Consider the following 22,939-nt stretch of genomic DNA (forward strand, 5'->3'; position numbering starts at 1 on the left):
GCCGCGCTAATCAGCCAGCCCCGCGTGCCGATAGTTCAGGTCACAAGGCGCGCACCGCGTCTCGTCCGACCCTGTTGGCCTCATGGATGAGGAGTTGGCCAAGGAATGGCGATCCACGACTTGTCGGCCCAGCTCTGGCACGAGCGCGAGTTGCTGGATCTGCTGACTTTCAAGCTGGAGGAGGAGCAACTGCTCCTGACCGCCGGCAAGACGCGCTGGCTCTCCCACGCGACGCGTGAGGTCGAGCAGGTGCTTGAGCGCCTGTCCTCCGCGGGGCTTGCGCGCGCGGTGACGGCGGCCGCCGTCGCCCATGAATGGGGGCTCCCGGAAGAGTCGACGTTGAGGGAGCTCGCTGCCGCCGCCCCGGACGGGCCGTGGGCGGAGATCCTCTCGGCACATCTCAAGGCCATGTCGGAGCAGGCGGCCCTCATCCGCCAGCTGCGCGACGCGAACGCACAGTTCCTGCGCGCCGCTTCGCGTTCCACCCAGGAGACGCTCGCCGAGACGCAGTCCAGCGCCAAGACCTACGATTCCCGCGGACGCGCTGCACGCCTCGACGGCGGGCGCCTCTTCGACCGGGACCTCTGAGGGAGGGGTACGTGAGCACCTTCGGAGCGCTCAACACGGCCTATCGCGGACTCTCCGCCGCCCGGCAGGCCATGGATCTGGCCGGGCAGAATATCGACAACGTCGGCACTGACGGATACACCCGCCAGCGCACCGATCAGTCCGCTCTGGGTCCGGTGGCGCAGGAAGGCCTCGCGGCCACGGGCCCGCGCGTGGGCCAAGGCGTCTCGGTGGATCGAATCGAGCGCCTCGGCAACGCGCTGCTCGACGCCTCGGTGCGCGGCGCGGCGTCGTCCGCTGGTTACGCCGCGCAAAGGTCCGCGGCCTACCAAAGGATCGAGGCGACCCTCCAAGAACCGGGGAGCAACGGCGTTGCCGCCCAGCTCCAGTCCTTCTGGGCGGCGTGGCACGACGTCGCGAACCAGCCCGGCGAGGCGGCTCCGGCGGCCGCCCTCCTCCAGAGCGCGAGCCAGCTCGCTGCGAAAATCGCGGGCGGTTACGCGGCGCTCAGCGATCAGTGGTCGGCCACACGCTCCGACGCGCAGGGCATGGTCGGGACCCTCAACAGCGCGGCGCGCCAGGTCGCCGCCCTCAACAAGAGCATCCGCTCCGCCCTCGCGGCGGGTGGATCCGCGAATGAGCTCACCGACGCCCGGATCCGGCTCACACAGACGATCGCGTCTCTCGCGGGCGGCACCGTGCGCGACGAGCCCGACGGGACGGCGACCGTCTACCTCGGCGGCAACGCGCTCGTGAGCGGCGACTCCGCCCGCGCCGTGGAGCTCGCCGGCTCGGCGACGATGGCGGACACCGCCTCGCCCGCGCCGGGCCTCGTGTGGGCGGACCGGCCGAACGTCGCGGTAGGGCTCGACGGCGGCACGATCGCCGGCGCGCTCTCCGTGCTCGCCCCCGCGGGCGGGCAGGGTTCGGGGGTGCAACCCGCGGGCGCGCAGGGCACCGGCGGTGCCATCGCCGAGGCCGCAGCGCAGTACAACGCGCTCGCGACGGCGGTCGCGACCGCCGTCAACGCCGTCCACGCCGCGGGCCAGACGACGTCGGGCGCTACAGGCCTGCCGTTCTTCGCCCTCAATTCGGGGGTTCCGGCCGCACAGGGCCTGTCCGTCGTCCCGAAGGACGCGAGCGGCATCGCCGCCCGAGCGGCGGGAGCGGGCACCCTCGACGGCTCGACCGCGGACGCGATCGCGCAGCTCGGAGTGCGGCCGGCCTCGCCCGACAGCCAGTGGGCGGCGTTTGTGAGCGCCACGGGGAGCGCGTCGAAGACCGCCCAGCAGCAGGAAAGCCTCACGGACGGCGCCGCGGCGAACGCCAAGCAGGCCCAAGCGTCCGGCGCGTCGGTGAGCCTCGACGAGGAGAACACGAACCTCCTCGCGGCACAGCACGCGTATCAGGCGGCCGCGCGAGTCATGAACGCGATCGACCAGGCCCTCGAAACCCTCATCAACCACACCGGAACGGTAGGACTCTGACATGCTCCGCGTGACTGACCAGACCATGACGATGTCTGCGCAGCGCAGCCTCGGCGCACGGCAGGCGCGCCTCGCCGCGGCCCAGGACACCGCGAGCTCCGGCGCACGCATCACGCGACCGTCAGACGATCCGGTCGGAACCGGCGACGCGCTCCGCGTTAGGGCCCAGATCGCCGCGACCAGCCAGTACCAACGCAATATCAACGACGGCACGGGCTGGCTCACGACGCTCGATTCGACGCTCGGCACCGCGACCGGCCTCCTCCGCCAGGCCCGCGATCTCGCGATCCAGGGCAGCAACGGCTCGCTCAACCAGGACGCCAAGAACGCCCTCGCCCAGCAGGTGGACTCACTCCGCAAAGACCTTCTCTCGGCGGCGAACACGCGCTACCTGGGCCGCAACGTCTTTGCCGGCACGTCGGACGCGGCCGATGCGTTCACCGACGGCGCGCCGCCCACGTTCAACGGCGCGCCCGGCAACACGGTTCAGCGACGCATCGGGCCCGACCAGACCGTCCAGGTCGATGCGGATGGCGCGGCGGTCTTCGGGTCCGGGACAGCTTCGGTGTTCACTGTGCTGGACGGCATTTCGTCAGATCTGCGCAGCGGGCTGGACCCCTCAGCGCAGATCACGGCACTCGACAACGGGATGAAGGCGGTCATGAGCGGACGCGCGGACATCGGCAGCCGGCTCGCGCGGCTCCAGCGGGCCGGCCAGAGCACCGCGGCGGCGCAGACTTCGCTCGAGGTCCAGCGTTCAGGCATAGAAGACATGGATCTCGGGAAGGCCGCGATGGACCTCCAGCTCCAGCAGACGGCCTATCAGGCCGCCCTCGCGGTCACCGCGAAGGTCCTCCAGCCGAGCCTCACGGACTTCCTCAAATGAGCGCGCTCACGTTCGCCGAGCCGCTTCCGGGACTCGCGCCCTACACCGACTACACGCTCGATGCGGTCGACGGCGCCGTGGGACTCTTCAGCCTCCGTCCCGCCGAGGCGCCCGAAGTCCGGCTCTTCGTGCTCGACGCGTCCGTCTACCTCCCGCAGTACACGCCTGAGATCGCGGCACCCTGCCGCGAGATCGGCCTCGGCTCGGCGCAGGACGCGCGCGTCCTTGTCGTCGCGACGCCGGGCGGCAACGGGACCACCGTGAACCTCATGGCTCCGGTCCTGGTCAACGAGTCGACGGGCCAGAGTGCCCAAGCCATCCTCGACGGCCAGGGCTGGCCGCTGCGGGCGTCGCTCTCTGCCTAGCAGATAGGCGGCCAATTGTTGTTAGACGGCTAGTTATTGCCCTGCGAGTTCTGCTGGCTCGCACTCGACTTGCTGGTCGACGAACCGCCTTGGCTTCCCTTCGAGGCGAGGCTCGGATCAAGCAGGCCGAGCCAATGGTTCAACTCGGTCGAGAGCTGACCCTGCGAGTTCCCGCCTTGGCTCCCCGCCGTGCTCGTCTGGCCCGCCGCGCGGCCCTGCTGCCCGGAGGCCTGACCGGCTCCCCCGGTCGAACCCGATCCCGCCGGGACGCTCACCGCCTGCCCCGCGACTCCCCAAGCGTTGCCGTTCCCCTGTTCTCCCTGCTGCCCCTGGCTGTTCCCCTCTGAGGGCCATCCCGCGCCCTGGCCTTGGTCGCCCGACTGCGAACCCTGAGACTGCGATCCCTGGTTCTGCGCGCCCTGATTCTGCGCGTCCTGGTTCTGCGCGCCCTGGTCATGCGCGCCCTGGTCATGCGCGCCGTGATTCTGCGCACCCTGGTTCTGTGCGCCCTGATCGTTTCGGGCCGGTGCCGCGACCGGCGCCGGCTCCGGCGCGGGGGCCGGTGCGGGCGCCGCCCCTGGCACGGGCGACGTCGGCGCAGCGGCCGCCGCTTGAACCTGCGGCATGCCCGGGGTCGCCTGGGCGTCCGAGCCCCCGGCTTTCTGAATGGGCGCGGCAGCCACAAGGGTCGGCGAAAGACTCGCGGAGGCGCTCGCGCGGGCAGCCTCGACGACCGCGCCGAAAGCATGGAGCGGCGCGTTGATGCTCGCCTGGAGGGCGCTTACCCCGCAAAAAGTCAGCAGGGCGGTACCTCCGATGACAGCGGGGAACTGCCATAACCGTTTGATCACTGGTCAGCCTAGGGGGATGCAGCCGAAAGAGTGCCGGCCAAAAAACCGACACGGGAGAACCTTACTGAGCGGTCGGGGGGCCTGTCTATTCCTGTATCCGAGAGGCTGGTATCGGTGCCGCGCGCACGACACCGCACGCGCGCGTCTACCACCCGGATGGACACGTCAAAGGCCTGCTATTCTATGCGGGGAGTCCGCTCGAACTATCGTCAGGAGCGCGGCATGGACATGGACGAACTGCGCCAGCAGGCGGCCGCCGCTTTCCGTGCCCTCGACGTTCCCATCGAGCTCACCCTCGACTCGTTGCGCCAACTCCTCGAAGAAGATCGCGGCAAGGAAATCGTGGTGCGGTCGGTCAAGCACCTCGGCCGCGACCAGATCTCCGGTCTCTGGTTCTCTCTCCCCTCGACGGACCTCATCCTGCACGCAGAGACCGCCTCGGCCCTGCACCGCGAGCAGATCATCCTGCACGAGTTCGCCCATATGGCCCTCAATCACGAGCGGCTCATGGGCAGCGAGGATCACCTCGCGTCCCTCCTCCCAGACCTCAATCCGGCCATGGTGTCCCGCTGCCTCGCGCGCTGCAAGCGCCAGTCCGAACCGGAGATCGTGGCCGAGTCGCTCGCCGATCTCTTCGCCGGGGCCTTGGCCCGCACGCGGCGCGCCGGCCGCGTCGAGCCCGGAAACTTCAGGGGCGTGTTCGGATGACGCCGGTCCTCGCCTCGCTCATCGCGCTGTGGCTCCTCGTGCTGTCCCGCCTGGGTCCATGCCTACGTCACCGCGGCGACCTCATGTTCTTCGTGGCCCTCCCCGCGGCCATCGCGACGACGATCAACTACCCATCCGTCGCCCCCACCTTCGACGCGGCGCTCGGCGGCCCCGGATCCTCGACGCTCGTGGCCGGCGCCCTGAGCATGCTGGCCTTGGGCCTCTTCCGCTCCGCCATCGTCAAGGCCGTGGTTGCCCCCCAGGACCAGGAACCCGTGCTGCGGCGCGGCCTCCTGCAGACGACGGCGGCCATCACCGCCTATTGCGTGGCCTTCGGCTGCGCGGCACTCGTTGGGGCCGTCTCCATCTCGCCGAGCCCCGAGCAATCACCGATCGACCCGGGTGCGCAGAGCGACGCGGGCGTCTTCGTGTTCATGGCGACGCTGTGCCTGTACATGATCGTCGTCTCGATCGAGATCGCCGCCGTGTGCGTGCGGTACCTCCCGCAGATGGCCTCGGGCCTGTTCCGGTCGGGCTTCGGCTCGGTCGCGGTGGGCTGCGGGCTGGCCGTCGTGGGCCTCACCGCCAAGATCCTGCGTCAGGTCGTGGTGCTCACGTTCGTCGGTCTCGACTACGAGCCGCTCCTGCAGAACGCTTTCGAGACGCTCACCGGAATCGCCGGCCTGTTCCTCGCCTTCGGCCTCATGCTCCCCGCCATGTCGGGGCGAGTCGCCGCGTGGCAAGTCTCCGAGCGGTACCACTTGCTGCGCCTGCACCGCCTCTGGAGCCGCACGGCCAACGCAAGCGTCGTCATAGACTCGGTGTCCGTGCCTCTCAAGGGAGTGCTCAGCAAAGACCCCAGGGCACGGCTGCATCGCACCCTGGTAGAAATCCTGGACAGCAACCTCGCCGCCGGCGGGACGCTGCTGAACGCCTCAGAATCCAAGCTGGTCGAGAAGTCGGAGGGAACCCTCTATGCCTGATGTTGAACCCCGGAGACCCGAGGAGATTCTGGCCGAGCGCCTCAACACGCTCCTCGATGTCATCGAGGCGGAGAGGGGTGACCGCTACACGTTCCCCGACATCAAGAAGGCCGTCGAGGACCGCGGTCTCCACATCTCGCGCCAGCGCTGGCACTACATGCGCGCGGGAACCGGCCCCATGACCCCAGATACGGACCTGCTCGGCGCCCTCGCAGACTTCTTCGGCGTTCCGGCAGGCTTCCTCACCGAGGCAGACGCGGAGACGCCGAACCGGGTGGCCGCGCAACTCGACCTCCTGCGCGCCATGCGCGAGGCCGAGGTCAAGAGCTTTGCGGCCCGTTCCCTCACGAGCGATCTCTCCCCCGAGACGCTCCTCGAGATCCGGAACATCATCGACGAGACGCTCACCAAGCAGCGGGAAGTCCACTGACCGCTCGGTGAGCGCCTCGTCGCACTAGATCGGGCAGCGCCGGATCGGGCAGCGCCGGATCAGGCAGGGCTAATCGGGCAGAGCCAGATCAGGCCTGCGGCGCGCCCTCGGCCGCCCCGCCGTTGATGTTGACGAGCCACGCGACGCCGAACTTGTCCACGAGCATGCCGAACGTGTCGCCCCACATGGCCTTCTCGAGCGGCATCGTGACGGTCGCGCCGTCCGTGAGCCTGTCCCAGTAGCCGCGCAGCTCCGCCTCGTCCTCGCCGCTCAGCGAGATCGAGAAGTTGGTCCCGGGCGTGTAGTCCATGCGGGACGGGGTGTCCGATGCCATGAGCGTGAGCCCGTTCGGGGTGTTGAGCTGCGAGTGCATCACGAGCGGACCCTCGGACGGGTCCTGCGCGGCGTGGAAATCGTCGAACGTCGAGACGTCGAGCTTGCCGCCGAGCACCGTCTGATAGAACGTCATAGCCTCGCGGGCGTTGTCCTTGAAGCTGATGTAGGGATTCAGGATCGTGGGCATGGCGCATCTCCTCGTAGCCGGTTTGCCAGGGTCGGTGAACCTCCGACTCTTGGAGCCTACGGTCGGGCACCGACAATATTCCAGAGGCCGCAGCGCGCGGTTCGCACGGACCCCGATCAGACGCCGAGGAGCCGCTCGAGGTGCGCCACAACGGCCGCTCGCCGTGGCGACCGAGGCGGAAGGAGACGGAGCGCCGTCTGCCAGGCTTCGGCGTCGTCCGCGGCCTCGGGGAGCTGCAGATAGCTCATGAGCACGTCGACGCCCGCGCTCCCCACGACCGCTTCCCGAAGGGTCGCGGAGAGCTCGTCGCGCAGCTCCGTGATGGCCGGCGCCTCGGAGCGCGGCAGGATCTGGCCACCGTAGGAATTGAGTGCGAGCCGATGCGAGCCGCGCTCAAGCTGGGCGAGGGCGTGCATCGAGTCGACCTCGAGCCCCTCGACCCGGTATGGCCGCGAGGCGAGCACCACCCCGGCGCCGAACCCGTCGAGCACGCGGCGCAGCCGCACGAGCTCCGCGCGCAGCGTCACGGCTGGCACAGGTTGATCGTAGAGCCGGTCGGCCAGCTCCTCGGCGGAGAGGCCGCGGGGGTTCCCGGCGAGGAGCACGAGGATCTCGGAGTGGCGCACCGAGAGGCTGAGCGTCCTGTCCCCGCAGCGGAGCACGCCCTGATCGCGGCCCGTCACCGAAAGCACGGCGGGAGACACGCACGACGACGGGCGGCGCCTTGTGCGCGCGGCCGCGGCGAGAGTGCGCAGCCGCTCCTCGGCGGCAGCCACCGCCGCCCGCACGAGCGGCAGAGCGTAGCCCGCGACCGCCTGGTCGCCGCCCGTGAGGTCGACGACGCCGACCGGCTCGCCGGAGTACGGATCCCGGATGGGAACCGCGGTACACGAGAAGTCTTCGACGAGCGGGCTGAAGTGTTCGCGCCCGGCGATCTGGACGGCACCACCCGTCGCGAGGGCGGTCCCCGGCGCACTCGTGCCGATACTGCTTTCGGACCAATCGGCGCCCTCGAGAAAAGCCATGCGCTCCGCCCGGCGGCGCACGCTCGCGTCGCCGTCGATCCACAGGAGCCGTCCGCCCGCGTCGCCCACCGCGACGACAGTTCCGGCCTCGGCAGCGGCCCTCACGAGCAGCTCCGAGATGAGCGGCATGACCGGCGCAAGGATGTGGGCCTCGCGATAGCTCCTGAGCTCGTCCTCCGCGAGAACACTGGAGACGGCCGCATCTTCGCGGCGCGGGTGGGCCCGGAAAGAGCGCCTCCACGAATCCTCGACAACCCTCCGCGGGGCCTCGTGCTCAGCGCGCGCCAGCTGCTCCGTCCGCACGTCCACCCACTCCCTTATGTGTGCCGTGCCTCACAGTGTACGCGCGCCGTCCGGAGGAGACCCCGCCGAACGTTGCACCGACGTTGCGTCAGATGGGCTGCGTCAGGTCCACCACGAGCCCCATCGCCGCGCTCTCGCGGACCGACGCGATGACGTGCTTGACCGCGTCGAGGGACTGCAGCCCCTGCGCGATCGCCACGACAATGCCCTCGGCCGAGCGGAGCTGGACTCGGTAGAGCCGCGCTTCGTCCTTGAGAACTTCAAATCTTGCTGCCACGGCACGCCCCTTTGCCAGACCGAGAGTTGCGAGCCCCAGACTTGGCGGCTCATTTGTGACCGTATCGTGCCCTGCGAAGGGGCGACAGCCCTACCAACGAGTTCTTTGCATTTGGGAGACAAATTTTCGTGTTGTGACACGGGATTTAACATGCCCTTAACGCGTGGGCCGCCCACGGATCCCCGGCCACGTGAGCTGCATTACACCGCTGGCGGGCGGAAACGGTGCCGTCCTGAAGACCTTACGGGCCCCTCATCGCACAGAAACCGGTCGGTAACAACGGTCCAGAAGACTGGATGGGGTCGGAACACCACTGACGCGTAAGGAGCACCTGATGACCAGCGAGACCCACCGCCGCATCCGGAAGCTCAGCGAACTCCGCCGCGGGGACCTCATCGAAGCCCGCAGCGGAGTCACTGTCCTCCGGGGGACCGTCTACGATACAGCGCCAGGCATCGGCCTCGTCTGGATCCGCGACGAGGACACCCACTACCGCCGCGCCATCCAAGAGGAAGACTTCTCCCTCTGGCAGGTCCAGGCGGACATCACGTTCAGGGGGCGCGACCTCGTCGCCTGACTGACCGCCCGACCCACCGCCTGACCTACCTGCCCGATCTAACCGCCCGCGACGGACTGAATCACCAGGATCTCCTGTCCGTCGGCAAGCACAGTATCCAGCCCATCGCCACGCCGAACATCCTCACCGCCCACGTACACGTTCACGTAGCGCCTGAGCCGGCCCGTCTCGTCACGAAGTCTTCGAGCAAGAATCGGATACGGGCCGGCCATGCTGTCGAGGGCCGCGCGCACGGAGTCGACGTCCGCAAGGACGAGCTCCGTGCGCCCGCCGGCGACGTCCGCAAGAATCTGTGGCAAGACCACGGTCACGCTCTGCGCCATAGCTCAGCTCGCCGTCGTCTGTTCCGCTTCTGGGAACGCGCCGTTGAGCACCACGGCCCGGACGCACAGGACGTCCGGGAGGCGCGAGGCCACCTCGACGAACGATTCGCCCTCGTCGGGGCTCGCATACACCGATCCGCCGCGCGTGCCGAAGTACACGCCCGCAGGGTCGCCGGCGTCGACGCACGCAGCATCACGCAGCACCACGTTGTAGTCGCGGGCCGGGAGGCCGTCGTCGAAACGCTGCCACGTCTCGCCGGCGTCGTCCGTGCGATGGACCGCGAGGTGCCCCTCCGGCGCGATGCGCTCATAGTCGGAGACGAGCGGGACGACCCACGCCGTCCCGCTCCGACGGGGATGAGTCAGCATCACGAAGCCGAAGTCCGCCGGCAGGCCGTCCGCAATCGAAACCCATTGCTCGCCCTGATTGTCGCTCCGGAACACGCCGCGATGGTTCTGGGCGTACAGGCGGCCGTCCGAGTCGGCCGCGATCTTGTGGACGCACTGACCTACCTCGGGCTCGGGATCCGGGAGGAAGTACGCCGAGATGCCCCTGCTCGAGCGCTGCCAGCTCTCGCCGCCGTCGCGCGTCCTGTAGACCCCGCCCGTGCTCATCGCGATGTGCACGAGCTGCTCGTCGCGCGGATCCGGCACAATCGAGTGGGCCGCGGCGCCCCCGAAGCCCGCGCCCCAGTCGCTCTTGTCCGGGTGTTCCCAGAGGGCGCGGTTGAGCGTGAACGTCACGCCACCATCCGTGGACTTCCAGACCGAGATCGGCTGAACGCCGGCCCACACGACACCGGGGCGACTTTCAGCGTCCGGCAAGATCTGCCAAATACGTTCGACGGCGGCGCCGTCGCCTTCCGCGAAAGCGATCGAGGCCCGGTCCGGCTCGACCCAGGTCGCACCGAGATCGTCGGAATGCACGACGGTTGGCCCAAAGTGCTCAGACCGCACTCCGACGAGGAGCCGGTTGCGCCCGCCGCGCGTGTCGATGCCGATCGCAGGGATCTCCTGCATCAGGAAATGTGGCTCCGAGAGCTGCCATGTGCGGCGGTCGTGGCTGAGCGCCAGCCAGAGGCCCTTCTTCGTGCCAATGGCCAAGAGATAAGCAGGGGTGTCCATCTGCCTATCCGAGCATGTCATTCGCCAACAAGACAAGGGTTTGCCCCGGCGGGAGCCCACTCCCGAATTCTTGACCCGGAGTGCTGGTCAAACGGGCTGGCCTTGTCTAGGCTGAACGTCTAGAGACCGAGAGAGCGGCTCGCAAGACCGCCCCGGAGCGCGCACCCCCCAATCGTCGCTCCGGGGCTTCTTGCGTCTCGGGTGGGGTCTCGGGTGGGGTCTCGGGTGGGGCTGTGTCTGGCCGTTAAAGGCCTGAGGGCCCCACGTCGGTGTGGGGCCCTCGGGTGGTGGTGTTGTCCGGCGGTGTCCTACTCTCCCACACCCTGGCGGGTGCAGTACCATCGGCGCTGTGGGGCTTAGCTTCCGGGTTCGGGATGGGTCCGGGCGTTTCCCCCACGCTATGGCCGCCGTAACCTGTTCTCCGCGCGCCCCCTGTGGTGGGGGTGGGGAAGTGTCGGGGTTGCGGTGTTGCGTGCTGTTCTGTTGCGGTGCTGCGGTTCTGTTGCGGTGGTGCTGTTCTGTTGCGGTGGCTGGTGCCCCCGTGGGTGCCCCGCCCGTGGTTGGGGCGGGGGGTGGGGGGTTTGTGGTCTGGGGACCGTAGAGTGGACGCGGGCAGTTCGTGTGTTGTTGTGGTGGTGTGAGGCTGTCGGCCTATTAGTACCGGTCGGCTTCGCAGGTCGTTGGTCCCTGCTTCCACGTCCGGCCTATCAACCCAGTGGTCTGCTGGGGGCCTTCAACACCAATGGTGTACGGAGATCTCATCTTGAAGCGGGCTTCCCGCTTAGATGCTTTCAGCGGTTATCCCATCCGAACGTAGCCAAGCAGCGGTGCACCTGGCGGTACAACTGCCACACCAGAGGTTCGTCCGTCCCGGTCCTCTCGTACTGAGGACAGCCCTTCTCAGATCTCCTGCGCGCGCAGCGGATAGGGACCGAACTGTCTCACGACGTTCTAAACCCAGCTCGCGTACCGCTTTAATGGGCGAACAGCCCAACCCTTGGGACCTACTCCAGCCCCAGGATGCGACGAGCCGACATCGAGGTGCCAAACCATGCCGTCGATATGGACTCTTGGGCAAGATCAGCCTGTTATCCCCGAGGTACCTTTTATCCGTTGAGCGACGGCCCTTCCACGAGGTGCCGCCGGATCACTAGTCCCGACTTTCGTCCCTGCTCGAGATGCCTCTCTCGCAGTCAAGCCCCCTTGTGCACTTGCACTCGCCACCTGGTTGCCGACCAGGCTGAGGGGACCTTTGGGCGCCTCCGTTACTCTTTGGGAGGCAACCGCCCCAGTTAAACTACCCGTCAGGCACTGTCCCTGGCCCGGATCACGGGCCGAGGTTGAGATGCCCAAAGCGACCAGAGTGGTATTTCAACGACGACTCCGCCGGCACTGGCGTGCCGGCCTCACAGTCTCCCACCTATCCTACACAAGCCGCTCCGGACACCAATACCAAACTGTAGTGAAGGTCTCGGGGTCTTTCCGTCCTGCTGCGCGTAACGAGCATCTTTACTCGTAGTGCAATTTCGCCGAGTTCGCGGTCGAGACAGCGGGGAAGTCGTTACTCCATTCGTGCAGGTCGGAACTTACCCGACAAGGAATTTCGCTACCTTAGGATGGTTATAGTTACCACCGCCGTTTACTGGGGCTTGAATTCTCCGCTTCGCCGTGAGGCTGACGGGTCCTCTTGACCTTCCAGCACCGGGCAGGAGTCAGTCCGTATACATCGTCTTGCGACTTCGCACGGACCTGTGTTTTTAGTAAACAGTCGCTTCCCCCTGGTCTCTGCGACCCCTCCCCCCTCCCAGGCGCGTGTCCTGTTCAGGGCCGGGGTCCCCCTTCTCCCGAAGTTACGGGGGCATTTTGCCGAGTTCCTTGACCGCGATTCTCTCGATCGCCTCGGTATTCTCTACCTGATCACCTGTGTCGGTTTGGGGTACGGGCGGCTAGGACCTCGCGCCGATGCTTTTCTAGGCAGCATAGGATCACCCGATCCCCCCTCGCGGGGGTCCCGTCGGACCTCGGGCACAAAAGGCCGCGGATTTCCCTGCGGCCCGCCCTGCATCCTTGGACCAGGTCAACCATCGCCTGGCCGGGCTGCCTTCCTGCGTCACACCTGTTAATGCGCTTGCCTCGCGGCCTCAGGTCCCACGCTCACCCCCGCCCGCGCCCCGAAGGGCCCCGGCAGGGGATCCGTTGGTTAGTATCGGCCGTCCGGCATGGGCGGTCCTTCGCCGGTACGGGAATATCGGCCCGTTGTCCATCGACTACGCCTGTCGGCCTCGCCTTAGGTCCCGACTCACCCAGGGCAGATTAGCTTGACCCTGGAACCCTTGATCATCCGGCGGACGGGTTTCCCACCCGTCTTTCGCTACTCATGCCTGCATTCTCACTCGTGCGGCCTCCACCCCTCGGTCACCCGGGAGCTTCACAGCCCGCACGACGCTCCCCTACCCAGCCCCACCCCTGAACCACGAAGGCTAGGGACACATGGGACTGCCGCGGCTTCGGCGGTGTGCTTGAGCCCCGCTACATTGTCGGCGCGGAATCACTTGACCAGTGAGCTATTACGCACTCTTTCAAGGGTGGCTGCTTCTAAGCCAACCTCCTGGTTGTCTCTGCGACTCCACATCCTTTCCCACTTAGCACACGCTTGGGGGCCTTAACCGGCGGTCTGGGCTGTTTCCCTCTCGACCACGGAGCTTATCCCCCGCGGTCTCACTGCTGCGCTGTATCTTGCCGGCATTCGGAGTTTGGCTGACGTCAGTAACCTGGTAGGGCCCATCGGCCATCCAGTAGCTCTACCTCCGGCAAGGAACACGCAACGCTGCACCTAAATGCATTTCGGGGAGAACCAGCTATCACGGGGTTTGATTGGCCTTTCACCCCTACCCACAGCTCATCCCCTCCATTTTCAACTGAAGTGGGTTCGGTCCTCCACGACGTCTTACCGTCGCTTCAACCTGGCCATGGGTAGATCACCCCGCTTCGGGTCTAGACCGCGCCACTGAACGCCCTGTTCAGACTCGCTTTCGCTGCGGCTCCCCCACACGGGTTAACCTCGCGACACGGCACTAACTCGCAGGCTCATTCTTCAAAAGGCACGCCATCACCCCAACAAGGAGGCTCTGACGGATTGTAGGCGCACGGTTTCAGGTACTGTTTCACTCCCCTCCCGGGGTACTTTTCACCTTTCCCTCACGGTACTAGTCCGCTATCGGTCATCGGGTAGTATTCAGGCTTATCAGGTGGTCCTGACAGATTCACACGGGATTCCTCGGGCCCCGTGCTACTCGGGGACACCCGCAAGGGCACGTGAGAGGCATTGAAGGCTACGGGACTCACACCCACTCCGGCCGGCCGTTCAAGACCGTTCGCCTATACCCACACACACCCCGGCACGCCGGCAGACGCACCAAGCAGGACCCCACAACCCCATACGCGCAACCCCTGCCGGGTATCACACGCGCACAGTTTGGCCCTCGTCCGCGTTCGCTCGCCACTACTGACGGAATCACTGTTGTTTTCTCTTCCTGCGGGTACTGAGATGTTTCACTTCCCCGCGTTCCCCCCACACCGCCTATGCGTTCAGCGGCAGGTCACCGCACATGACATGCGGCAGGGTTTCCCCATTCGGACACCCTGGGCTCACAGTCCGGTTATCGACTCCCCCAGGCTTATCGCAGATTCCCACGTCCTTCATCGGCTCCCGATGCCAAGGCATCCACCGTACGCCCTTGAAAACCTCACACCCCCACACACGGGGGCGCAACAAATCAAGGAAAAAAACCAAGAAAAAATTGCACACAGGAAAAAGCCCGAAAGGCCTCCCCCTGTAGATGCTCGCGTCCACTATACAGTTCTCAAACAACAAACCCCTGCCCCCCGCAGCACCCCGCCCACAAGGGAACGGGACCGCCAGGGGACGGGACCAGCCAGGGACTGCTGTCCCAGGACCCAACAGCGCACCACGCAACCGCACCCCCGCGCACACCCCCGGGACACGGCCCCCCACAACAGGGGGACCCACCCGGGCACGCACGCCCTCGAAGGGACACGGCCGGCCCGGCCCGGCACCCCCGCACACGCATTCCAGCACCCCCGCCGAAGCAGGGGCGCGTACTCGCGCAGCACAGGGCCACCACGGCCAGGCCACCAGGAGATGATGTTCCACCCACGAGCACCCGCCGCAGGACATCCGCCTGCGAAACGGGCTCTCACCTGCCCCACGCCAACCGGCACCCACAACGGGCACCGTGCACGGGGAGGGGCTCCTTAGAAAGGAGGTGATCCAGCCGCACCTTCCGGTACGGCTACCTTGTTACGACTTAGTCCCAATCGCCAGCCCCACCTTCGACGGCTCCCCCCACAAGGGTTGGGCCACCGGCTTCGGGTGTTGCCGACTTTCGTGACTTGACGGGCGGTGTGTACAAGGCCCGGGAACGTATTCACCGCAGCGTTGCTGATCTGCGATTACTAGCGACTCCGACTTCATGGGGTCGAGTTGCAGACCCCAATCCGAACTGAGACCGGCTTTCTGGGATTGGCTCAGCCTCACAGCATCGCAACCCTTTGTACCGGCCATTGTAGCATGCGTGAAGCCCAAGGCATAAGGGGCATGATGATTTGACGTCGTCCCCACCTTCCTCCGAGTTGACCCCGGCAGTCTCCCATGAGTCCCCACCATCACGTGCTGGCAACATGGAACGAGGGTTGCGCTCGTTGCGGGACTTAACCCAACATCTCACGACACGAGCTGACGACAACCATGCACCACCTGTGGACCGGCCCCGAAGGGAGGACGCATCTCTGCGCCTGTCCGGCCCATGTCAAGCCTTGGTAAGGTTCTTCGCGTTGCATCGAATTAATCCGCATGCTCCGCCGCTTGTGCGGGCCCCCGTCAATTCCTTTGAGTTTTAGCCTTGCGGCCGTACTCCCCAGGCGGGGCACTTAATGCGTTAGCTGCGGCGCGGAGGACGTGGAATGCCCCCCACACCTAGTGCCCAACGTTTACGGCGTGGACTACCAGGGTATCTAATCCTGTTCGCTCCCCACGCTTTCGCTCCTCAGCGTCAGTTACAGCCCAGAGACCTGCCTTCGCCATCGGTGTTCCTCCTGATATCTGCGCATTTCACCGCTACACCAGGAATTCCAGTCTCCCCTACTGCACTCCAGCCTGCCCGTACCCACTGCAGACCCGGGGTTGAGCCCCGGGCTTTCACAGCAGACGCGACAAACCGCCTACGAGCTCTTTACGCCCAATAATTCCGGATAACGCTCGCGCCCTACGTATTACCGCGGCTGCTGGCACGTAGTTAGCCGGCGCTTCTTCCGCAGGTACCCTCACCGCCGAAACGGCTTGTCCCCTGCCGAAAGGGGTTTACAACCCGAAGGCCGTCATCCCCCACGCGGCGTCGCTGCATCAGGCTTGCGCCCATTGTGCAATATTCCCCACTGCTGCCTCCCGTAGGAGTCTGGGCCGTGTCTCAGTCCCAGTGTGGCCGGTCACCCTCTCAGGCCGGCTACCCGTCGTCGCCTTGGTAGGCCATCACCCCACCAACAAGCTGATAGGCCGCGAGCCCATCCAAGACCGCACAAGGCTTTCCACCCCCCACCATGCGGCAGAGGGTACTATCCGGTATTAGACCCAGCTTCCCAGGCTTATCCCAGAGTCAAGGGCAGATTGCTCACGTGTTACTCACCCGTTCGCCACTAATCCGCACCCGAAGGCACATCATCGTCCGACTTGCATGTGTTAAGCACGCCGCCAGCGTTCATCCTGAGCCAGGATCAAACTCTCCGTCAAAAACAAAAACAGAAACACCAGGAGAAAAGGCGGAAAACCCCACCCCCAGCAATCCGATCCAAGCCGAAACCCAGCCCCAAGCACACGAGAAAGCACCCAGGACCAGGCAAACAGCCATCAAAAAAATGGCATCAAATCCAAACATGGCACGCTATTGAGTTCTCAAACAACAGGCCCAACAGGAATAACCGAAAACCTCCGGCATCGCCCCTGCGGAACGAAGTTCAAACTTACCAGATCATCATCGCGGCTTCAAATTCCCTTTCGGGCTTTATTGGCCGGACAATGGTCCGTCTTCCAACCACCGCAGAGCACGCAGCATGGCTGCCGTTCTGGCTAGTTCGAAGGTGTTTGGCCGCCCGGTCTCGCGCTGTCCGCGCTCCCCGTGGCGACTCGGAATACATTACCGGCCCGGCCGGGGCGCGGCAAATCAGAACTGTGTGGCTTCCGCCACAGCATATACCCCCAGGGGGTACTTGACGCATACCCCTACCGGGTATAGCTTCAGGGGGTGGAAGCAACCGAAGCCCTCGTGGACGCGGCGAGCGCGGACGCGCCCGTCCACGGCTACACCTCGAACAAGGCCGCCTATCTCCGCAGACTCAAGCGCATCGAGGGCCAGGTGCGCGGAATTGCGCGCATGGTCGAAGACGACAAGTACTGCATCGACATCCTCACGCAGGTCTCCGCGGTGACGAAGGCCCTCCACGCCGTGAGCCTCGGTCTGCTCGAGGAGCACATCGGACACTGCGTGGTGGGAGCCGCGAGCGAACCGGATCCCGACCGCCGCTCGGAGGAGATCGAGTCGAAGGTCAAGGAGGCCTCCGATGCGATCGGGCGCCTCCTCCGCTAAGCCCAGCCCCGCCGACCCAACCCATGAATCCATCCGTCCCACCACGAACACCCCTCACGAAGGAGCCGAGATGACCCACTTCACTACGACCGTTCACGTGGACGGCATGACCTGCGGCCACTGCGTTGCGTCCGTCACGGAAGAGCTCGAAGCCCTGGAGGGCGTCGAAACCGTCTCCGTCGAGTTGAACGCTGGCGGCACGTCCCAGGTCATGATCGCGTCGAGCCGCAAGCTCAAGCACGAGGCCATCAGCGAGGCGGTCGCCGAAGCCGGCTACCTCGTCATCGACAACAACGCGTAGCTCCCAAGACCCGCTCCCGCCGAGATCGAAGAAGAGGACATGGAGCAGCCCACCTCTGCCGCCGCCCGCGTCGTAGAACTCGACATCCAGGGGATGACGTGCGCCTCGTGCGTGCGCCGCGTCGAGCGCAAACTCGACGGGATCGCCGGCGTCGAGGCCACGGTCAACCTCCCCCTCGAATCGGCACGCGTGCTCGCTCCCGCGGGGGTGAGCGATCAGGACCTCCTCGACCGGGTGGCCTCGGCCGGCTACAGCGCGCGGCTCCACGAGCGCGGGCCCGCCGCGGGAACAGACGACGGCGCCAAGGACCCCGGCTCGGAGCTGCGCCCCCGGCTCGCGCTCGCCGCGGTGCTCACCGTCCCGGTGTTCGCCATCTCGATGATCCCCGCGCTCCAGTTCCCCAACTGGGGCTGGTGGGTGGCCCTCCTCGCGTTGCCCGTCGTGACGTGGGCGGCGTGGCCGTTCCACCGGGCCGCGGCGGTCAACGCGCGGCATGGCTCCTCGACCATGGACACGCTGGTCTCACTTGGGATCGTCGCGGCCTACGCGTTCTCCGCGGGCCAGCTCATCGCGGACCCCGCCCTCACGGCGCACGGCATGGAGGCGACGGGCACCGGAACCGGCATGGGCGGGCTCTACTTCGAGGTCGCGGCGGTTGTCGCGACGTTCCTGCTTCTGGGCCGCTATCTCGAGGCGCGCGCGAAGGCCAGGGCCGGCAGCGCCCTGCGATCGCTGCTCGACCTCGGCGCTCGGGAGGCGACACTTCTCAAGGACGGCGTCGAATACCGGATCGCCGCCGACGGCCTCGTCCCGGGGGACACGTTCGTGGTGCGCCCCGGCGAGAAGATCGCCGCAGACGGCGTAGTCCGCGAGGGCGTCTCCGCCGTGGACACGTCGCTGCTCACCGGCGAATCCGTTCCGATCGAGGTGGGCCCGGGCAACCCGGTGACCGGGGCCACGATCAACGCGTCCGGCAGGCTCATCGTCGAGGCGACGCGCGTGGGCTCCGACACGACACTCGCCGCGATGGGCCGGCTCGTCTCCGAGGCGCAGACGTCCAAGGCGCCGATCGCCCGGCTCGCGGACCGGATCAGCGGCGTGTTCGTGCCGGTCGTGCTGGCCGTCGCCGCCGTGACCTTCGCGGCATGGCTCGCCGCAGGCGGCTCGCTCGACTCCGCGTTCGCGGCCGCCGTCTCGGTGCTCGTCATCGCGTGCCCCTGCGCGCTGGGCCTCGCGACGCCCGTCGGCCTCCTGGCCGGCTCGGGCCGAGGCGCCCAGCTCGGCATCCTCATCCGGGGCCCCCAGGTGCTCGAGGACACCCGAACGGTCAACGCTCTCGTCCTCGACAAGACTGGCACGGTCACCACCGGACGCCTCGCCGTCGACGCCGTCGACGCCGCGGACGGATGGGGCGCCGACCGCGTCCTGCGGTTCGCGGGGGCGGTCGAGGCGGCGAGCGAGCACCCGATCGCGCGGGCCATCGCTCAAGCGGCTGCGAACGCGGGCCGCGACAATGCGCGGGGCGCGGGGAGGACGGACGACGGCGGCGCCCTCCCCCGCGTCGACGACTTCCGGTCCGCCGCGGGCGGCGGAGTATCGGGCCGGGTCGAGGACCACGACGTGGCCGTGGGCCGCGAGGCGTGGCTGAACGAGAACGGCATCGACATCCCGGAGGCGTTGCGGGAGCAGTTCCGCTCGCGCGAGGAATCCGGGGCGACGGCCGTGTGGCTCGCCGTCGACGGGTCGGCGGTGGGGACCGTGAGCCTCCGGGACACCCTCAAGCCTGGCTCGCGCGCCGCCGTCGAACGCCTCAAGGCGCTAGGCCTGCGCCCCTATCTCGTGACGGGGGACAATGCCGCGGTCGCGGCGCGGGTCGCCGCCGAGGTGGGCATCGCGCCGTCGGACGTCCTCGCCGGGGTGAGCCCCGAGGGGAAGGTCGACGCCGTGCGGCGGCTCCAGGCGGACGGCGCGACGGTCGCGATGGCGGGCGACGGCGTCAACGACGCCGCGGCGCTCGCGCAGGCCGACCTCGGGATCGCGATGGGCTCGGGCACGGACGTGGCGCGCGAGGCCGCGGACCTCACGGTCATGGCGGACGACCTCGCCCAGGTCGCGACGGCGATCGAGCTCTCGCGGGCCACGCTTCGGACCATCAAGGCCAACCTGTTCTGGGCGTTCGCGTACAACACGATCGGCATCCCGATCGCCGCGCTCGGCCTGCTCAATCCCATGATCGGCGGCGCCGCGATGGCCGCGAGCTCGGTGCTCGTGGTCGCGAATTCGCTGCGGCTCACGCGGTTCGCGCGCTAGCCGGTGCCAACCCTCGTCAGCTCGCGGGCACGGCCTCCGGCGCGGCCTCCTCGAGCGCGGGCTCGGGAAGTGGGGAGCGGAGCTCATCGAGGCGCACAAGAATCACGCCGACCACAATGAGCGCGCCGCCGAGCGCCTGGATGGGTGCTGGGACGTCCCCGATCATGAACCACGAGGCGAGCACGGAGAACAGCACCTCGGTGAGCGAGACGAAGCTCGCGACCTTCGCGCCAAGCCGCTGGACCGCGACGATGCCGAGCGAGTAGGCGATGACCGCGGCCACGAGTGTGATGCCGAGCACCGGCACGATCCAGCTCGTCTCGGTGCCCAGGAGGTGGACCGTGCCGAACGTCGCGGACAGCGGAAGCACGCCCACGAGCGCGAGGAGGCCGAGGCCCAGCGCGCCGAACACCATCCCACCGCCCACCACGACGAAAGGCGGCAGGACGCCGTCGGCCTTCGCCGAGAGGATGAAGTACACGGCGAGGCAGACGGCCGCGCCCATGCCCCACAGCACGCCGATCGGGTCGACGCGCGTCGCGCTGAACAGGTTGAGGACTAGCACGAGCCCGAGCATCGCGACGACCGTTCCGCCGATCGTCGCCAGGCCCGGACGACGGCGCGTGCGGAGCCAGAGCCAACCCACGATCACGATCGGGGCGAGGTATTCGAGCATGAGCGCGACGGGCGGGCTCATGCGCGCCACGGCGTTGAAGAAGCAGAACTGGCACAGCGCCACGGCGACCGTGCCGTAGGCGGCCATGATCCCCGCGCCGCGCCGGAGCCGGCCCCACCTGCCGCGCATCATGACGAGCGTTGGCACGAGCATCACGAGCGCTGCGAGGCCGATGCGTGTCCCGACCGTCGCGCCCGGGCTCCAGCCCGCCTCGAGGAGAGACTTGCCGAGCGGACCGCTGACGCCGAACGTCGCCGCCGAAAGCAGCGCGTAGACGAGACCGGACGCCGAGCGGTTCGCGGACAGCACGGGGCACCTCCAACAGGATGTCAGGACCAAAGTGAGTGTATGGTGATGACAGTAGACCCGAGAGGAGTCAGGAGTCAAAGTGCTGTTCGCACCTGACACAGAAGTTGCGCTGCGCAGCGTCGTGAACCTCGTCAACACGCTCGATTCCGAGGGCGGCGAGCAGCTGCGCACGAGCGCCGACTTGGATCGCTTCCTCGAACAGGAGGAGTTCACCGGCTCCCGCACGCACGACGACGACGAGCTCGCCTCCGTGCGCACCCTGCGGCGGCGCCTTCGCACGCTGTGGGACGCGTCCGAGGACGAGGCGGTGATGCTCGTCAACGCGATCCTGCAGGAGTCGCGGGCCCTGCCCCAGCTCGTCAAACACGACCACTGGGACTGGCACCTGCACGCCACCACGCCCGAGGCACCCCTCTCCGAGCGCATGGGGACGGAGGCCGCCATGGCGTTCGTCGATGTGATCCGCTCGAAGGAGCTGGACCGCCTCCGGGTGTGCGCCGCGGACGACTGCGGGGCAGTTCTCATCGACCTCTCGAAGAACCGCTCGAAGCGCTACTGCGATACCGGAAACTGCGCGAATCGCATCCACGTGCGCGCGTATCGGGAGCGCAAGGCCGCAGGCTAACCGGCTAACGGCCCTCCGCTTGGTACCCTTCGGACAGACTTATTCGACACGTCAAACCGACAAGGTCGAAACCGACAAGGTCGAAGCCGACAAGGTCGAAACCGACAAGTCAGAGGGGGTGGTCATCCGCAATGCCAGCAACCTCGCTGCGGGCCTTGCTCCGCAAGCTCGTCCGCGGCGCGCGGTACGAGGGGCTCGTGGCCATGCCGGGCCTCGGCGACGCCGAGCTTGAGCCGCCCGGGGCCGGCGCCCTGCGCTTCACCCTCCCGGACCTCTCCCCGCTTCCCGCGCGTGAGAATGTCGGCGAAATGCTGCACCGCATGGGGGCCCCGGTCGTGGTCGAGGACCGCGTGGGCAGCGTGCCGCTGCGCGGCCCGGGGAACCTCATCGTCGTCGCCGCGCCCCACGACGCAGCACTCGGGCCCGCGATGGCCCTCGCCGAGGCCGTGCGGGGACAGTTGCGCACGTCAGGCCTCATCGAGGCCTACCGCATCCCGTCCGTCGAGGGCCGGCGCGAGGCCGCGGCGGCGCGGGCCGAAGCGGCCGCGAGCGGGCAGCCCGTGGTCGTTGCGTATGGCCTGGGCCGCCCGGCGTGGACCGCGACGCATGCGGCCGCGGCGGAGCGGCTCAATGCCGATCAGACCTGGCTCGTGGTCGACGCGCGCCACAAGCACGCCGACACCGCGGCCTGGGTCGCGGCGGTCCAGACGCGCCTCGTGGTGCATGCCCTCGCCGTGGTCGGGGCCGCCGAGACTTCGACGCCGCGCACGGTCGAGCGGCTCGGTATCCCCGTCGGGTGGACCGACCAGAGCCCGCTCTGGAATTGAGTTCCCGCGCCTAGCGCAGCTCGCGCCCGTCCGCGTCGGTACGGAACGGCTGCGCGCCGAGCACAATGAGCGTTCCCTCGACGATCCCCCACAGGAAGACCGCGCCGTACGTTGCCTTCGCGAGGAGGATGGCCGCCAAAATCTGCGCGATGCCCATGGCCGTGTAGCCCAGATAGAAGCGGTGGGCGCCGAACGCGCCGAGATAGATACCGAGCAGCCCCGCGACGGCACGGCGCCGCGGCGACGGGCTGCTGCTCGTATACGTGGGCATCATCCGGGCGGCTCACTTCACTCGATGAGGCTTCAGCTTACGGCACGATCAAGGCCCCGAGTTGACATGTACGTTGACATGTAAAAAACGTTCGGGTGGGTCAGGCTTGGGGCTTGTCCTCGTCCGGAGCGTCGGCCCGATCGGCGTCCTGAGCCCCGCTCTCGGAGTGATTTTCGGAGTGACCCTCGGCGCGGCCCTGGCCCTGGTCCGCGGCGTGTCGCTTGAGCCTGTCCTCCGAGCGGAGATTGACGCCGGAGCCCTGACCGAGATGGTCCGCGTTCTCCTTGTACGTCATGGAGAGCATCGCGGCAACGACGAGGCACACGATGAACGCGATCCCGCCTGCCGAGAACGCGAGATCGAAGCGCAGGCCGTGGCCCGTTCCGCCCGAACCGAAGATGAGCACCGCCACGAACGCGACGACGGCGAAGAACGCAGAAAACATGAGGGGGCCCTTGATGCCGACGCGAGGTCCGCGCGGGGTCTGGTCAGTCATGGGAGGGTCTCCGTCAAGTCTTGGGAGTTCTACGC

At 67.4% G+C, this 22,939-nt stretch carries 22 protein-coding genes and 3 rRNA genes; 13 read left to right on the forward strand and 12 right to left on the reverse strand.

Annotated features, from left to right (window positions below):
• The first annotated feature begins 105 nt into the window (after window positions 1–105).
• From ACOKR1_RS20330 to ACOKR1_RS20345, 4 genes are read left to right on the forward strand one after another with little or no spacing between them, the layout of a single operon-like run.
• The gene (locus tag ACOKR1_RS20330) at window positions 106–588 is read left to right on the forward strand and encodes a flagellar protein FlgN (protein WP_422934691.1); all 483 of its coding nucleotides are present in this window, start codon (window positions 106–108) and stop codon (window positions 586–588) included.
• Between the two features lie 11 nt (window positions 589–599).
• Complete coding sequence (gene flgK / locus ACOKR1_RS20335) at window positions 600–2,054, forward strand: flagellar hook-associated protein FlgK (RefSeq protein ID WP_422934692.1); 1,455 nt, start codon at window positions 600–602, stop codon at window positions 2,052–2,054.
• Window position 2,055: 1 nt separating this feature from the next.
• On the forward strand, window positions 2,056–2,940 hold the full coding sequence (gene flgL, locus ACOKR1_RS20340) for a flagellar hook-associated protein FlgL (protein WP_422934693.1): 885 nt from the start codon (window positions 2,056–2,058) through the stop codon (window positions 2,938–2,940).
• The gene (locus tag ACOKR1_RS20345) at window positions 2,937–3,305 is read left to right on the forward strand and encodes a flagellar assembly protein FliW (protein ID WP_422934694.1); all 369 of its coding nucleotides are present in this window, start codon (window positions 2,937–2,939) and stop codon (window positions 3,303–3,305) included. The genes flgL and ACOKR1_RS20345 overlap by 4 nt, the downstream gene beginning before the upstream one ends.
• A 29-nt stretch (window positions 3,306–3,334) precedes the next feature.
• Here the strand turns inward: ACOKR1_RS20345 and ACOKR1_RS20350 are convergent, their stop codons facing one another.
• Window positions 3,335–4,156 carry a hypothetical protein gene (locus tag ACOKR1_RS20350; protein ID WP_422934695.1) on the reverse strand — a complete coding sequence of 274 codons (822 nt, stop codon included), beginning with the start codon at window positions 4,154–4,156 and terminating at the stop codon, window positions 3,335–3,337.
• A gap of 222 nt (window positions 4,157–4,378) precedes the next feature.
• On the opposite strand from ACOKR1_RS20350, the gene ACOKR1_RS20355 reads away from it, so the two are divergent.
• Genes ACOKR1_RS20355 through ACOKR1_RS20365 form a run of 3 tightly spaced genes read left to right on the forward strand, consistent with a single transcriptional unit; the run spans window position 4,379 to window position 6,277 of the window.
• Complete coding sequence (locus tag ACOKR1_RS20355) at window positions 4,379–4,864, forward strand: hypothetical protein (RefSeq protein ID WP_422934696.1); 486 nt, start codon at window positions 4,379–4,381, stop codon at window positions 4,862–4,864.
• Entirely contained in the window at window positions 4,861–5,847 is a 987-nt protein-coding gene (locus tag ACOKR1_RS20360) for a hypothetical protein (RefSeq protein WP_422934697.1), read from the forward strand. Before ACOKR1_RS20355 ends, ACOKR1_RS20360 begins: the two co-directional genes overlap by 4 nt.
• A complete protein-coding gene (locus tag ACOKR1_RS20365; protein WP_422934698.1) occupies window positions 5,840–6,277 on the forward strand; it encodes a hypothetical protein in 438 nt (145 codons plus the stop codon). Before ACOKR1_RS20360 ends, ACOKR1_RS20365 begins: the two co-directional genes overlap by 8 nt.
• An 88-nt stretch (window positions 6,278–6,365) precedes the next feature.
• On the opposite strand, the gene ACOKR1_RS20370 is transcribed toward ACOKR1_RS20365, so the two are convergent.
• From ACOKR1_RS20370 to ACOKR1_RS20380, 3 genes are all read right to left on the reverse strand, one after another.
• Complete coding sequence (locus ACOKR1_RS20370; protein WP_422934699.1) at window positions 6,366–6,800, reverse strand: VOC family protein; 435 nt, start codon at window positions 6,798–6,800, stop codon at window positions 6,366–6,368.
• A 116-nt stretch (window positions 6,801–6,916) separates the two neighbouring features.
• Window positions 6,917–8,134, reverse strand: coding sequence for a transcriptional regulator (locus ACOKR1_RS20375; protein WP_422934700.1), 1,218 nt, complete (start codon window positions 8,132–8,134; stop codon window positions 6,917–6,919).
• 82 nt (window positions 8,135–8,216) lie between these two features.
• A complete protein-coding gene (locus tag ACOKR1_RS20380) occupies window positions 8,217–8,405 on the reverse strand; it encodes a YegP family protein (RefSeq protein WP_415856183.1) in 189 nt (62 codons plus the stop codon).
• Window positions 8,406–8,739: 334 nt separating this feature from the next.
• On the opposite strand from ACOKR1_RS20380, the gene ACOKR1_RS20385 reads away from it, so the two are divergent.
• The gene (locus ACOKR1_RS20385) at window positions 8,740–8,982 is read left to right on the forward strand and encodes a hypothetical protein (protein WP_422934701.1); all 243 of its coding nucleotides are present in this window, start codon (window positions 8,740–8,742) and stop codon (window positions 8,980–8,982) included.
• A gap of 38 nt (window positions 8,983–9,020) precedes the next feature.
• Here the strand turns inward: ACOKR1_RS20385 and ACOKR1_RS20390 are convergent, their stop codons facing one another.
• From ACOKR1_RS20390 to ACOKR1_RS20410, 5 genes are all read right to left on the reverse strand, one after another.
• The gene (locus ACOKR1_RS20390) at window positions 9,021–9,305 is read right to left on the reverse strand and encodes a MoaD/ThiS family protein (protein ID WP_422934702.1); all 285 of its coding nucleotides are present in this window, start codon (window positions 9,303–9,305) and stop codon (window positions 9,021–9,023) included.
• Window positions 9,306–9,308: 3 nt separating this feature from the next.
• The gene (locus ACOKR1_RS20395; protein ID WP_422934703.1) at window positions 9,309–10,430 is read right to left on the reverse strand and encodes a WD40/YVTN/BNR-like repeat-containing protein; all 1,122 of its coding nucleotides are present in this window, start codon (window positions 10,428–10,430) and stop codon (window positions 9,309–9,311) included.
• 295 nt (window positions 10,431–10,725) lie between these two features.
• Window positions 10,726–10,842, reverse strand: a 5S ribosomal RNA gene (gene rrf, locus ACOKR1_RS20400).
• A gap of 221 nt (window positions 10,843–11,063) precedes the next feature.
• Window positions 11,064–14,182 (reverse strand): 23S ribosomal RNA (locus tag ACOKR1_RS20405).
• 527 nt (window positions 14,183–14,709) lie between these two features.
• Window positions 14,710–16,236 (reverse strand): 16S ribosomal RNA (locus tag ACOKR1_RS20410).
• The 16S, 23S and 5S rRNA genes sit together here, the layout of an rRNA operon.
• Before the next feature lie 511 nt (window positions 16,237–16,747).
• On the opposite strand from ACOKR1_RS20410, the gene ACOKR1_RS20415 reads away from it, so the two are divergent.
• The 3 genes from ACOKR1_RS20415 (at window position 16,748) to ACOKR1_RS20425 (ending at window position 19,700) form a co-directional block, all read left to right on the forward strand.
• Complete coding sequence (locus ACOKR1_RS20415) at window positions 16,748–17,089, forward strand: metal-sensitive transcriptional regulator (RefSeq protein WP_422934704.1); 342 nt, start codon at window positions 16,748–16,750, stop codon at window positions 17,087–17,089.
• 70 nt (window positions 17,090–17,159) lie between these two features.
• Complete coding sequence (locus ACOKR1_RS20420; protein WP_422934705.1) at window positions 17,160–17,390, forward strand: heavy-metal-associated domain-containing protein; 231 nt, start codon at window positions 17,160–17,162, stop codon at window positions 17,388–17,390.
• A gap of 39 nt (window positions 17,391–17,429) precedes the next feature.
• The gene (locus tag ACOKR1_RS20425; protein WP_422934706.1) at window positions 17,430–19,700 is read left to right on the forward strand and encodes a heavy metal translocating P-type ATPase; all 2,271 of its coding nucleotides are present in this window, start codon (window positions 17,430–17,432) and stop codon (window positions 19,698–19,700) included.
• A gap of 16 nt (window positions 19,701–19,716) precedes the next feature.
• Here the strand turns inward: ACOKR1_RS20425 and ACOKR1_RS20430 are convergent, their stop codons facing one another.
• Complete coding sequence (locus ACOKR1_RS20430) at window positions 19,717–20,685, reverse strand: EamA family transporter (RefSeq protein ID WP_422934707.1); 969 nt, start codon at window positions 20,683–20,685, stop codon at window positions 19,717–19,719.
• A 79-nt stretch (window positions 20,686–20,764) separates the two neighbouring features.
• Here ACOKR1_RS20430 and ACOKR1_RS20435 point away from each other — a divergent pair, with 79 nt between their 5' ends.
• Both ACOKR1_RS20435 and ACOKR1_RS20440 read left to right on the forward strand, forming a co-directional pair.
• On the forward strand, window positions 20,765–21,310 hold the full coding sequence (locus tag ACOKR1_RS20435; protein ID WP_422934708.1) for a CGNR zinc finger domain-containing protein: 546 nt from the start codon (window positions 20,765–20,767) through the stop codon (window positions 21,308–21,310).
• A 131-nt stretch (window positions 21,311–21,441) separates the two neighbouring features.
• Entirely contained in the window at window positions 21,442–22,137 is a 696-nt protein-coding gene (locus ACOKR1_RS20440; RefSeq protein ID WP_422934709.1) for a hypothetical protein, read from the forward strand.
• Between the two features lie 10 nt (window positions 22,138–22,147).
• Here ACOKR1_RS20440 and ACOKR1_RS20445 read toward each other — a convergent pair whose 3' ends face one another.
• Both ACOKR1_RS20445 and ACOKR1_RS20450 read right to left on the reverse strand, forming a co-directional pair.
• Window positions 22,148–22,411, reverse strand: coding sequence for a TM2 domain-containing protein (locus tag ACOKR1_RS20445; RefSeq protein WP_422934710.1), 264 nt, complete (start codon window positions 22,409–22,411; stop codon window positions 22,148–22,150).
• A gap of 97 nt (window positions 22,412–22,508) precedes the next feature.
• Window positions 22,509–22,904 carry a hypothetical protein gene (locus ACOKR1_RS20450; RefSeq protein ID WP_422934711.1) on the reverse strand — a complete coding sequence of 132 codons (396 nt, stop codon included), beginning with the start codon at window positions 22,902–22,904 and terminating at the stop codon, window positions 22,509–22,511.
• Window positions 22,905–22,939: the final 35 nt, after the last annotated feature.

It is taken from the genome of Sinomonas sp. P47F7, assembly GCF_049332655.1.
Classification (GTDB): Bacteria; Actinomycetota; Actinomycetes; order Actinomycetales; family Micrococcaceae; genus Sinomonas.

What these genes read in the sequence shown, in the direction of transcription:
- ACOKR1_RS20345 (WP_422934694.1), top strand. Translation starts at nt 2,937, where the DNA reads ATGAGCGCGCTCACGTTCGCCGAGCCGCTTCCGGGACTCGCGCCCTAC.
- ACOKR1_RS20355 (WP_422934696.1), top strand. Translation starts at nt 4,379, where the DNA reads ATGGACATGGACGAACTGCGCCAGCAGGCGGCCGCCGCTTTCCGTGCC.
- ACOKR1_RS20330 (WP_422934691.1), top strand. Translation starts at nt 106, where the DNA reads ATGGCGATCCACGACTTGTCGGCCCAGCTCTGGCACGAGCGCGAGTTG.
- flgL (WP_422934693.1), top strand. Translation starts at nt 2,056, where the DNA reads ATGCTCCGCGTGACTGACCAGACCATGACGATGTCTGCGCAGCGCAGC.
- ACOKR1_RS20440 (WP_422934709.1), top strand. Translation starts at nt 21,442, where the DNA reads ATGCCAGCAACCTCGCTGCGGGCCTTGCTCCGCAAGCTCGTCCGCGGC.
- ACOKR1_RS20390 (WP_422934702.1), bottom strand. Translation starts at nt 9,305, where the DNA reads ATGGCGCAGAGCGTGACCGTGGTCTTGCCACAGATTCTTGCGGACGTC.
- ACOKR1_RS20420 (WP_422934705.1), top strand. Translation starts at nt 17,160, where the DNA reads ATGACCCACTTCACTACGACCGTTCACGTGGACGGCATGACCTGCGGC.
- ACOKR1_RS20365 (WP_422934698.1), top strand. Translation starts at nt 5,840, where the DNA reads ATGCCTGATGTTGAACCCCGGAGACCCGAGGAGATTCTGGCCGAGCGC.
- ACOKR1_RS20425 (WP_422934706.1), top strand. Translation starts at nt 17,430, where the DNA reads ATGGAGCAGCCCACCTCTGCCGCCGCCCGCGTCGTAGAACTCGACATC.
- ACOKR1_RS20370 (WP_422934699.1), bottom strand. Translation starts at nt 6,800, where the DNA reads ATGCCCACGATCCTGAATCCCTACATCAGCTTCAAGGACAACGCCCGC.
- ACOKR1_RS20395 (WP_422934703.1), bottom strand. Translation starts at nt 10,430, where the DNA reads ATGGACACCCCTGCTTATCTCTTGGCCATTGGCACGAAGAAGGGCCTC.
- ACOKR1_RS20450 (WP_422934711.1), bottom strand. Translation starts at nt 22,904, where the DNA reads ATGACTGACCAGACCCCGCGCGGACCTCGCGTCGGCATCAAGGGCCCC.
- ACOKR1_RS20360 (WP_422934697.1), top strand. Translation starts at nt 4,861, where the DNA reads ATGACGCCGGTCCTCGCCTCGCTCATCGCGCTGTGGCTCCTCGTGCTG.
- ACOKR1_RS20385 (WP_422934701.1), top strand. Translation starts at nt 8,740, where the DNA reads ATGACCAGCGAGACCCACCGCCGCATCCGGAAGCTCAGCGAACTCCGC.
- ACOKR1_RS20445 (WP_422934710.1), bottom strand. Translation starts at nt 22,411, where the DNA reads ATGATGCCCACGTATACGAGCAGCAGCCCGTCGCCGCGGCGCCGTGCC.